At 75.0% G+C, this 9422-nt stretch carries 7 protein-coding genes; 4 read left to right on the forward strand and 3 right to left on the reverse strand.

Annotation, left to right across the window (positions count from 1 at the left end; all coding sequences use genetic code 11):
* Positions 1-29 precede the first annotated feature (29 nt).
* Positions 30-4622, forward strand: coding sequence for a hypothetical protein (locus tag ACFWPT_RS25915; RefSeq protein ID WP_380484570.1), 4593 nt, complete (start codon positions 30-32; stop codon positions 4620-4622).
* Between the two features lie 10 nt (positions 4623-4632).
* Entirely contained in the window at positions 4633-5397 is a 765-nt protein-coding gene (locus ACFWPT_RS25920) for a metallophosphoesterase (protein WP_380429997.1), read from the forward strand.
* Between the two features lie 24 nt (positions 5398-5421).
* Here the strand turns inward: ACFWPT_RS25920 and ACFWPT_RS25925 are convergent, their stop codons facing one another.
* Both ACFWPT_RS25925 and ACFWPT_RS25930 read right to left on the reverse strand, forming a co-directional pair.
* Entirely contained in the window at positions 5422-5772 is a 351-nt protein-coding gene (locus tag ACFWPT_RS25925; protein WP_350884255.1) for a hypothetical protein, read from the reverse strand.
* A 174-nt stretch (positions 5773-5946) separates the two neighbouring features.
* Positions 5947-6642: a FadR/GntR family transcriptional regulator gene (locus ACFWPT_RS25930; protein ID WP_380338311.1), complete on the reverse strand. Its 696-nt coding sequence runs from the start codon at positions 6640-6642 to the stop codon at positions 5947-5949.
* 166 nt (positions 6643-6808) lie between these two features.
* Between ACFWPT_RS25930 and ACFWPT_RS25935 the strand changes: the two genes are divergently transcribed.
* Together ACFWPT_RS25935 and ACFWPT_RS25940 are read left to right on the forward strand one after the other, a co-directional pair.
* Positions 6809-7375 (forward strand): gluconokinase, encoded by a 567-nt coding sequence (locus ACFWPT_RS25935; protein WP_380484573.1) that lies wholly within the window; start codon positions 6809-6811, stop codon positions 7373-7375.
* Between the two features lie 2 nt (positions 7376-7377).
* Positions 7378-8766, forward strand: coding sequence for a gluconate:H+ symporter (locus tag ACFWPT_RS25940; RefSeq protein ID WP_380378590.1), 1389 nt, complete (start codon positions 7378-7380; stop codon positions 8764-8766).
* Positions 8767-8879: 113 nt separating this feature from the next.
* Here ACFWPT_RS25940 and ACFWPT_RS25945 read toward each other — a convergent pair whose 3' ends face one another.
* Positions 8880-9353, reverse strand: coding sequence for a hypothetical protein (locus ACFWPT_RS25945; RefSeq protein ID WP_380378565.1), 474 nt, complete (start codon positions 9351-9353; stop codon positions 8880-8882).
* Between the last annotated feature and the right edge of the window lie 69 nt (positions 9354-9422).

The raw sequence follows: 9422 nt of genomic DNA on the forward strand, positions 1-9422 counted from the left end.
CCCGACTCGCCCACGGAGAACCGCCGCACATGTACGAGCTCAACCGGGTCCGCCTCTACTCGATCGGACCGGCCGGCGCCCGCTACGCCGACACGGTGCTCGACCTGCGCGGTGTCGGCGAGCCCGTCGCCGACCCGGCCCCGCAGCAGATCGGCCTGTTCGGCGAGGACACCGAGGGCCCGGTCCGCCGCCCCGCCCCGGCCGGCGTGCTCTTCCTGGAGAACGGCGGCGGCAAGTCCGTCCTGCTCAAACTGATCTTCTCGGTGATGCTCCCCGGCCACCGCAACACCCTCGGCGGCGCCAGCTCCGGCGTGCTGCGCAAGTTCCTGCTCGCCGACGACTGCGGCCACGTCGCGCTGGAGTGGCAGCACACCGTCACCGGCGAGCTGATCGTGGTCGGCAAGGTCAGCGAGTGGCGCGGCCGCCAGGTCTCCTCCGACCCGCGCAAGTTCGCCGAGACCTGGTACTCCTTCCGCCCCGGCCCCGGCCTCACCCTGGACTCGCTGCCGGTCGCCGAACGCATCGGCCTGGCCGGCGACCAGAAGGCCCGCGGCCGCCGCCGCACCATGAAGGGCTTCCGCGACGCCCTCACCGAGGCCGGCAAGGCCCACCCGCACCTCGACCTGGTCTTCGAGGACGGCCACGACCGCTGGACCGAGCACCTCGGCGAACTCGGCCTCGACCCCGAACTCTTCCGCTACCAGCGCGAGATGAACGCCGACGAGGGCGAGGCCGCCGGCCTCTTCGCGGTCAAGCACGACAGCGACTTCACCGACCTGCTGCTGCGCGCCGTCACCGACACCCGGGACACCGACGGCCTCGCCGACCTCGTCCACGGCTTCGCCGCCAAGCTCGGCCGCCGCGCCGAACTCACCGCCGAACGCGACTTCACCGCCGGCTCCCTCGACCTGCTGGAACGCATCGTCGAGGCCACCGGCGCCCGCGAGAGCGTCCGCGAGGCCCACCGCACCGCCGAACGCCGCACCCGACGCCTCGCCCACGCCCTCACCTCCCGCGCCGCCGCCGAACGCGACCGCGCCCAGGACCTCGCCATCGAGGTCGCCGCCGCCGCGGGCGCCGTCACCGCCGCCGAGGCCGACCGCACCCGGCACACCCTCATCACCGCCGAACTCACCCACCGGCACGCCACCCTGGGCCTCGCCGCGGCCACCGCCGAGGCCGCCGCACTGCGCCGCGAACTCATCGACGCCCGCACCCTGCACTCCGCCTGGCAGGCCGCCGAGGCCGTCCTGCGCCAGCGCGCCGCCGCCGACCGGATCACCCGGGTCGCCGCCGCCATCCGCGAGGCCGAACTCGACGCCGCCCCCGCGCTCGCCGCCCGTGCCCGCGCCGCCACCGCCCTGGCCCGCGCCCTGGAAGGCGCCGCTGCGGCCGCCGAGGCCCGTGCCGACACCGAGGAGCAGCGCGCCGGCGAGCTCCAGGACGACGGTGCCAAGGCCCAGTCCGACGCCACCGAGGCCGCCACCGCCGCCCAGAAGGCCCGCAGCGAGGTCGACCACCTGCGCCAGCGCCTCGCCGAGGTCGAGCAGGAGACCGCCGCCGCCGTCGAGGCCGGCTTCATCGACGCCGACGGCGACGTCGACCCGGCCCGCGCCGCCCTGCACGCCGCCGACGTCGAGAAGGCCGCCGGCGCCGCCCTCGCCCAGGCCCGTACGGCCGCCGAGGCCTGCGCCGCCCGGCTGCGCGAGGCCGCCGCCGCCACCGGCCGCGCCGAACTCGCCGCCGAACGCGCCGGCGACGCCCGCACGGCCGCCGCCCGGGCGCTCGCCGCCGAGCAGCGCACCGCCGCCCTGCTCGCCACCGAGCAGCGCCTCTCCGACCTGCTCTCCCTGACCCCCGCACCCACCGACTGGAGCGAAGACGGGTCAGGGGCCGAGGAGGACGCCGGCTTCCTCACCCCCGCCGTCCTCGACCGCAACGCCGAGTACCTGCGCGAACTCCTCGACGAGTCCATCGCCACCGCCGAACGCACCCTGTTCGACCTGCGCACCGCCGCCGCCGACGACTCCCGCATCCTCGCCGCCCTCGGCGACGGCGGACTGCTGCCGCCCGGCCCGGACGTCCTGGCCACCGTCGAGTACCTCGCCGAGCACGGCATCCCCGCCCTGCCGGGCTGGCGCTACCTCGCCCAGTCCGTCGACCCGGCCGACCACGAGGCGATCCTCGCCGCCCGCCCCGAACTCGTCGACGGCGTCGTCGTCACCGACCCGGCCTCGCTGGAGCGGGCCCGCGAGGCCCTGCAGGCCGCCGCCCTGCTGCCCCGCTCCACCGTCGCCGTCGGCGCCGCCGCCTCCCTGATCGCCCCGATCACCGACCAGCCCGCGTTCTTCCTGGTGCCGCCGAACCCGGCCATGCACGACGAGTCCGCCGCCGACGACGAGCGCCGCGAACTGCGCGCCCGGGCGGGCGCCCGCGAGGAGCACATCCGCGAACTCGCCGCCCGCCTCGGTGCCGACCGCGGCCTCGCCGCCCGCCTCGCCTCCTGGCACGCCAGCTGCCCGCCCGGCACCCTCGCCGAACTCGCCGCCGCCGCCGAGGCCGCCCGCGAGCACGCCGAGCAGGCCGCCGCCGCCCTGGCCACCCTGCGCGCCGACCACGACGAGGCCGAGACCGACCACGCCGCCGCGGCCGCCGCCCACGAGGAGCACCGCGAGGCCGCCCAGCGCGCCCGCCGCCGCGCCGACGCCCTCTCCGGCCTCGCCTTCCGGTTGCGCGAGCGCGCCAACTGGGCCCGCCGCCAGCGCGAACTCGCCGAGGACGCCGCCGAGTGCGACCGCCGCCAGGCCGTCTGCGCCGAACGCGCCCGCACCTGCGACGAGGACCGCCGCGCCGCCCAACGCGCCGCCGACGACGCCCGCCGCACCGCCCGTACCGTGCGCGCCGAACGTGCCGAGATCCCCGCCGCCGAGCAGGCCGACGAGCCCGCCGAGACGGCCCCCGCCGCACTGCCCGCCCTGCGCGAGGCCTACCGCGCCGCCTCCCAGCTGTACGAGAAGGTCGGCGTCGGCGCCGACCTGCGTGCCGAGCAGGCCCGCGCCGAGGGCGACGAGGCCGCCGCCGCGACCGAACTCGACCGCCTCACCAACAAGGTCCGCACCCGCGCCGAGGAACTCCTCGGCAGCCCCGACGGCGCCGACGGCCCGGCCCGCCAGGCCGCGGCCGCCCGCGCCGAGGACCTGGTCGCCACCATCGAGGCCCGCTCCGCCGCCGCCAGCGAGCAGCTCGGGCGCCTGCGCGGCGAGGCCGAGCGCTCCGCCCCCGCCGACGGCGAGGCGCACACCGAACTGCCCGAGGACCTCGTCCCCGCCGACCCCGAGCACGCCCAGGTCCTGCTGCGCACCGCCACCAGCCGGCTCGCCGAACGCCGGGAGGCCCTGGACGCCGCCCGCACCGCGCACGCCGACCTGCAACGCACCTTCGACGCCGCCCAGTCGGCCGCCGCCGACTTCGACGAACTCGCCGGCCAGCTGCGCGACGGCCTGCGCGAGCAGCAGGAGGACGACGGCCAGTCCGCCGAGCCCTACCTCGGCTCACTGCCGGAGGCGCGCGGCACCGCCGCCGAGGCCCGCCGTGCCCTGCGCACCGCCGCAGGCGAGCTGTCCTCCGCCGAACTCGCCGTCCGCGACGCCTCCGACGCCCTCGTCCGGCACGCCAACGCCGCCCGCTACGAGGCCGTCCGCACCCCCGCCCGCCAGCAGATCCGCGAACTGCCCGCCGCCGCGCTGCCCGAGCACGCCGCCGCCTGGGCCGCCGCCTTCGCGCCCCGGCTGCGCGTGCTGACCGACGAACTCGCCCAGTTGGAGCGCAACCGCGGCTCGATCGTCGACCGCCTGCGCGGCCTGGTCGAGTCCTCGCTCACCACCCTGCGCGCCGCCCAGCGGCTCTCCCGGCTGCCCGAGGGCCTGGGGGAGTGGTCCGGCCAGGAGTTCCTGCGGATCCGCTTCGAGGACCCGGACCACACCACCCTGGTCGAGCGCCTCGGCGAGGTCATCGACGAGGCCACCCGCGCCGCCGTCCGCAAGAACAGCGACCTGCGCCGCGACGGCATGTCCCTGCTGTTGCGCGGGGTCGCCGCCGCGATGGGCCCGAAGGGCGTCAGCGTCGAGATCCTCAAGCCGGACGCGGTGCTGCGCGCCGAGCGGGTCGGCGTCGGCCAGATGTCCGACGTCTTCTCCGGCGGCCAGCTGCTCACCGCCGCCATCGCGCTGTACTGCACGATGGCCGCGCTGCGCGCCAACGACCGCGGCCAGTCCCAGCTGCGGCACGCCGGCACGCTGTTCCTGGACAACCCGATCGGCCGCGCGAACGCCACCTACCTGCTGGAGCTCCAGCGGGCCGTGGCCGATGCGCTCGGCGTCCAACTGATTTACACCACCGGCCTGTTCGACACCACCGCGCTCGCCGAGTTCCCGCTGGTCATCCGGCTGCGCAACGACGCCGACCTGCGGGCGGGCCTCAAGTACATCTCGGTCGAGGAGCACCTGCGCCCCGGTCTGCCCGCCCCGCAGGACCCGGACGGCCCGGCCATCCACGGCGAGATCACCGCCACCCGGATGTTCAAGCGTCCGGCCGAGGTTCCGGCGCAGTCCTCAACTGACTAGCGTGGCGTGCATGCTGACGATCGCGCACTTCAGTGACATCCACCTCGGGCAGGAGCACCGCCGGGACGGCGGCAGGCGCGCCCGGCGGCGGGCCGGGCAGGTGATGGCGTACCTCGACGCCCTGCCCGGCCCGCTGGACGCGGTGCTCGTCACCGGGGACCTCGCCGACCACGGCCTGCCCGCCGAGTACGAGCAGGTGGCCAAGGTGCTGGACTCCCGGTACCCGGTGCTCATTTGCCCCGGCAACCACGACCGCCGGGCGCCCTACCGGGAGGTGCTGCTCGGCGAGGCCCCCGCGGACGGCCCGGTCAACCGGCTGCACCGACTGCCCGGTGCCGACGTGCTGATGCTGGACTCCTCGATCCCCGGCCGCGACGACGGCCTGCTGGACGAGGAGACGCTGGCCTGGCTGGACGCCGAACTGGCGGCCGGCCGCGCCGACCTGCCCGCGCTGGTGGCCTTCCACCACCCGCCGGCCGTCCTGCACCTGCCGAACGTCGACCCGATCCGCCAGTTCGGCGAGGAGGCGCTGGGCGCGGTGCTGGCCCGGCACCCCCGGGTGGCCGGCCTGCTCTGCGGCCACTCCCACACCGGCGCCGCCACCACCTTCGCCGGACTGCCCCTGCTGGTCGCCCCGGGTGTGGTCTCCACCGTCACGCTGCCCTGCGAGGGCGGGCCCGGCATCTCCTTCACCCAGCCGCCGATGCTCGCCTTCCACGTCCTGGACGACACGGGCCGGCTCACCACCCACTACCGGGCCGTCCCGGAGGACTGATCCGCAGCGTCGGCCGCAGGTGTCCTACGCGGCCGGCAGTCGCGGCTGGCGCTGCGGCCCGCCGGGGCGGGGGAGCGGCCGGGCGGCCAGCGGGTCGGGCGCCCGGCTGCCCGCCATCGGGTGCGCGGAGCCGGGCGCGCGCTGCCGCTGGGCGGCGACCTGGCGCGAGATCAGGATCTCCAGCAGGCACCACATCGTGCCGAACACCCCGAGCCCCATCGCCATCAGCGCCGGCGTCATCAGCCAACTGTCCGCGTACGAGGCGAGCGTGGCGACGACCACGCCGACCAGGGTGAAGGACAGGCAGAGCACCGCCCGGACGGCGGCGGCGCGCACCTCGTCGGGCAGGCGGCGACGGCGGCGTGGCACGGACATCGATCGACCCCCAGGCGCGGACTCGGCGGCGGACACGGGACGGGCGCACGCGAAACGCGCCCCCTTGCCTCACTCTGCCCCGCCGAACCAGGACTATGCGTCCGAATCCACCGAACTGCCGTCAAAGCGCGTGATCCGGGCAGCCGGCAGCGGGCGGCCCGCCGCCGGGGGAGGTCAGCCCAACTGCTGGTTGAGCTCCTCCAGGGCGCCCGCCACGATCGTCCGCATGGCCTGCTCGGCCTGGACGGCGTCCCCCGCGCAGATCGCGTCGGCGACTTCGCGGTGCAGCCGGATCGCGTACGGCTCCGGCTGATGGGGCATCAGATGGTACTCGGTCCGCCCGGTGAGCACCGCCCCCACGGTGTCGCCGAGGTGGGCGAACATCTCGTTGCCGGAGGCGCGCAGTACGGTGGCGTGGAATTCGATGTCGTGCCGGAGGAAGGTGGTGAGGTCGGCGGCCCGCGCCGAGACGGTCAACTCCACGGCCAGTGAGCCGAGTTGGCGCCGGTCGTCGTCGCTCGCGTGTACCGCGGCGAGCGCGGCCGCGGCCGGTTCGACGGCCACCCGCAGCGAGCCGAGCGAGCGCAGCTGGGCCGAGCGGTCCGCGCCGGCCAGCCGCCAGCGGATCACCAGCGGGTCGAAGACGTCCCAGAGCGACCTGGGCTGCACGGTGATCCCGACCCGCCGCCGGGACGCCACCAGGCGCATCCCCTCCAGGATCCGCACCGCCTCCCGGACGACCGTCCGGGACACCCCGAACCGCTCCTCCAGTTCCTCGCCGCGCAGCACCGCACCCTCGGGAATCTCCCCCGACGCGATCGCGGGCCCGAGCTCGTCAAGCAGCCGACCGGGCAGCCCCTGGATCTCCATCCGCCCAGCGTAGACGCCCACCCCGCCGCCACCACCGGCGCGTACCGGGTCCCGCGCCCTGCGATCTACCCCACAGCTCAAAAGTATGACGATTTGGTTTCCACCACTTGAATACGTCATATCTTTGAGGCGATAGTGGCGGCCAGGCAACGAAGGAGCACCACCCATGGCTCTCAGCGTCGAGAACCACGACCTCCCGGCAGTGACACCGGCGGGCCCTCTCACCATCGTGGTGATGGGCGTCTCCGGTGTCGGCAAGACCACCCTGGCCCGCCTGCTGGCCGAACGACTCGACCTCCCCTACGCGGAGGCGGACGACTTCCACCCGGCGGCCAACATCGCCAAGATGTCGGCCGGCATCCCGCTGGACGACGAGGACCGCGCGCCCTGGCTGCGCGCCCTCGGCGCCTGGCTCAAGGAGCGGGCCGAGGACGGCACCGGCGGCGTGGTCACCTGTTCGGCGCTGAAGCACCACTACCGCGACACCCTGCGCGCGGCCTGCCCGGGTGCCTACTTCCTGCACCTCAGCGGCGGTCACGAGCTGGTCGAGGACCGGCTCGCCCACCGCACCGGCCATTTCATGCCGCCGTCGCTGCTCGACTCCCAGTACGCCGCCCTGGAACCCCTGGGCGCGCACGAGCGCGGCGCCGTCCTGGACGTCGGTCCGTCCCCCGAAGAACTCGTCGAGATGGCCGTGGCGCTGCTGCGGCCGGTCAATGGAGACCTCGCGTGAGTATGTCCCCCACTCTGCTCGCGGCCGCCCCACCGGCCCTGCCGCACACCAGCAGCGACTCCCAGCTGCTGATCGCGGTCCTGCTCAGCATCGGTGTGATCGTCCTACTGATCACCAAACTGAAGCTGCATCCCTTCCTCGCCCTCACGCTCGGCTCCGGCCTGCTGGCCGCCGTCGCGGGCGCCCCGTTCGACAAGCTGCTCAACAGCTTCTCCACGGGCTTCGGCTCCACCGTGGCCGGCGTCGGCCTGCTGATCGGGCTGGGCGCGATGCTCGGCAAGCTGCTCGCCGACTCCGGCGGCGCCAACATCATCGCGGACACCGTGCTGGCCCGGTCGGGCAACAAGGCGCTGCCCTGGGCGATGGCGCTGATCGCCGCCGTCCTCGGCCTGCCGCTGTTCTTCGAGGTCGGCGTCGTCCTGCTGATCCCGATCGTGCTGCTGGTCGCCCGCCGCGGCAACGTGCCGCTGATGCGGATCGGCATCCCCGCGCTGGCCGGCCTGTCCGTGCTGCACGGCCTGGTGCCCCCGCACCCCGGCCCGCTGGTCGCCGTCGACGCCCTGAAGGCGGACCTCGGCATCACCCTGGCGCTCGGCCTGCTGATCGCCGTGCCCACCCTGATCGTGGCCGGCCCGCTGTTCTCCCGGCTGGCCGAGCGCTGGGTCGGCCCGCTGGAGATCCCGAAGGCCACCGCCCCCGAGGAGAGCGCCAAGCCCGAGCACACCCCGTCCTTCGGCGCGGTGCTGGCGACCATCCTGCTGCCGGTCGTGCTGATGCTCGGCAAGGCCCTGACCGACGTGGTGATCGACAACCCGAAGGCGTTGGGCCAGCGGGTGTTCGACTTCATCGGCTCGCCGCTGATCGCGCTGCTCGCCGCGACCCTGCTCGGCATGCTGACCCTCGGCAAGGCGGCCGGCTTCGACAAGGCGCGGATCTCCGACACCGTCGGCAAGTCGCTCGGCCCGATCGCCGGCATCGTGTTCATCGTCGGCGCCGGCGGTGGCTTCAAGCAGACCCTGATCGACGTGGGCGTCGGCAACGCGGTGAGCGAGTGGTCCGGCAAGTGGCACATCTCGGCGCTGCTGCTCGGCTGGCTGATCGCGGTGCTGATCCGCCTGGCCACCGGCTCGGCGACGGTCGCCACCATCACCGCCGCCGGGATCGTCGCCCCGCTCGCCGCCGACATGTCCTCCACCCACGCGGCCCTGCTGGTCCTGGCGATCGGCGCCGGCTCGCTCTTCCTGTCGCACGTCAACGACGCCGGCTTCTGGCTGGTGAAGGAGTACTTCGGGATGAGCGTCGGACAGACGCTGAAGTCCTGGTCGGTGATGGAGACGGTGATCTCGGTCGTCGCCATCGCCCTGATCATGCCGCTCAGCCTGATCATCTAGGCCGGACAGCGCCTGGCGCCGCCGACATCCGCCGAGGGGCGGCACCCGTACCGCACGGGTGCCGCCCCTCGGGCGTGCCCGACGGCCGGGGCTCAGCCCAGCGGCCCCGACAGCTACCGCAGCACGACCCGCCAACCGTCGCCGCCGTCGCGGCCGCCGGGCCGGAGCACCAGCTCCTTCACCTGCCCGGTGTCGTGGAAGGTCAGCACCACGGTCTGCCGCTCGGCAGGGTCGTCCTGGAAGTCGGCCGTGACGGCCCCCTGGGCGCCCCGTCCGTACTCGCGGACCCAGGCCGCCGAAGCGTCCCCGCCGTCCCCGCCGTCCCCGCCGTCCGAGGGGCCGAGCTCCGCCAGCCGCCCCTCGGCCCCTTCGGCGAGCCGCCACACCAGCTGCTGGACCACGCCGAGCGTGCCGGTGGACGGGTACCCCGTCACCCGCAGGTGCGGATGGGCGGCGTAGTCGGCCTTGTACGCCAGCTCGGCCTCCGAGGCCCCGCCGGAGCACCCGGTGAGCAGCGCGACCGCGAGGCCCGCCGCAGGCAGACCTGCGGCGCGGCGGGCGGTCCGAAAACCAGACAAGATCATCATCAGGGAGAATCATGCGCGAAGGGCGGGCACCCGGAAAACCCGGGTGGCCCCCCAACGCGGGGCTGGCCC

Source organism: Kitasatospora sp. NPDC058478 (assembly GCF_042720345.1).
GTDB lineage: Bacteria > Actinomycetota > Actinomycetes > Streptomycetales > Streptomycetaceae > Kitasatospora.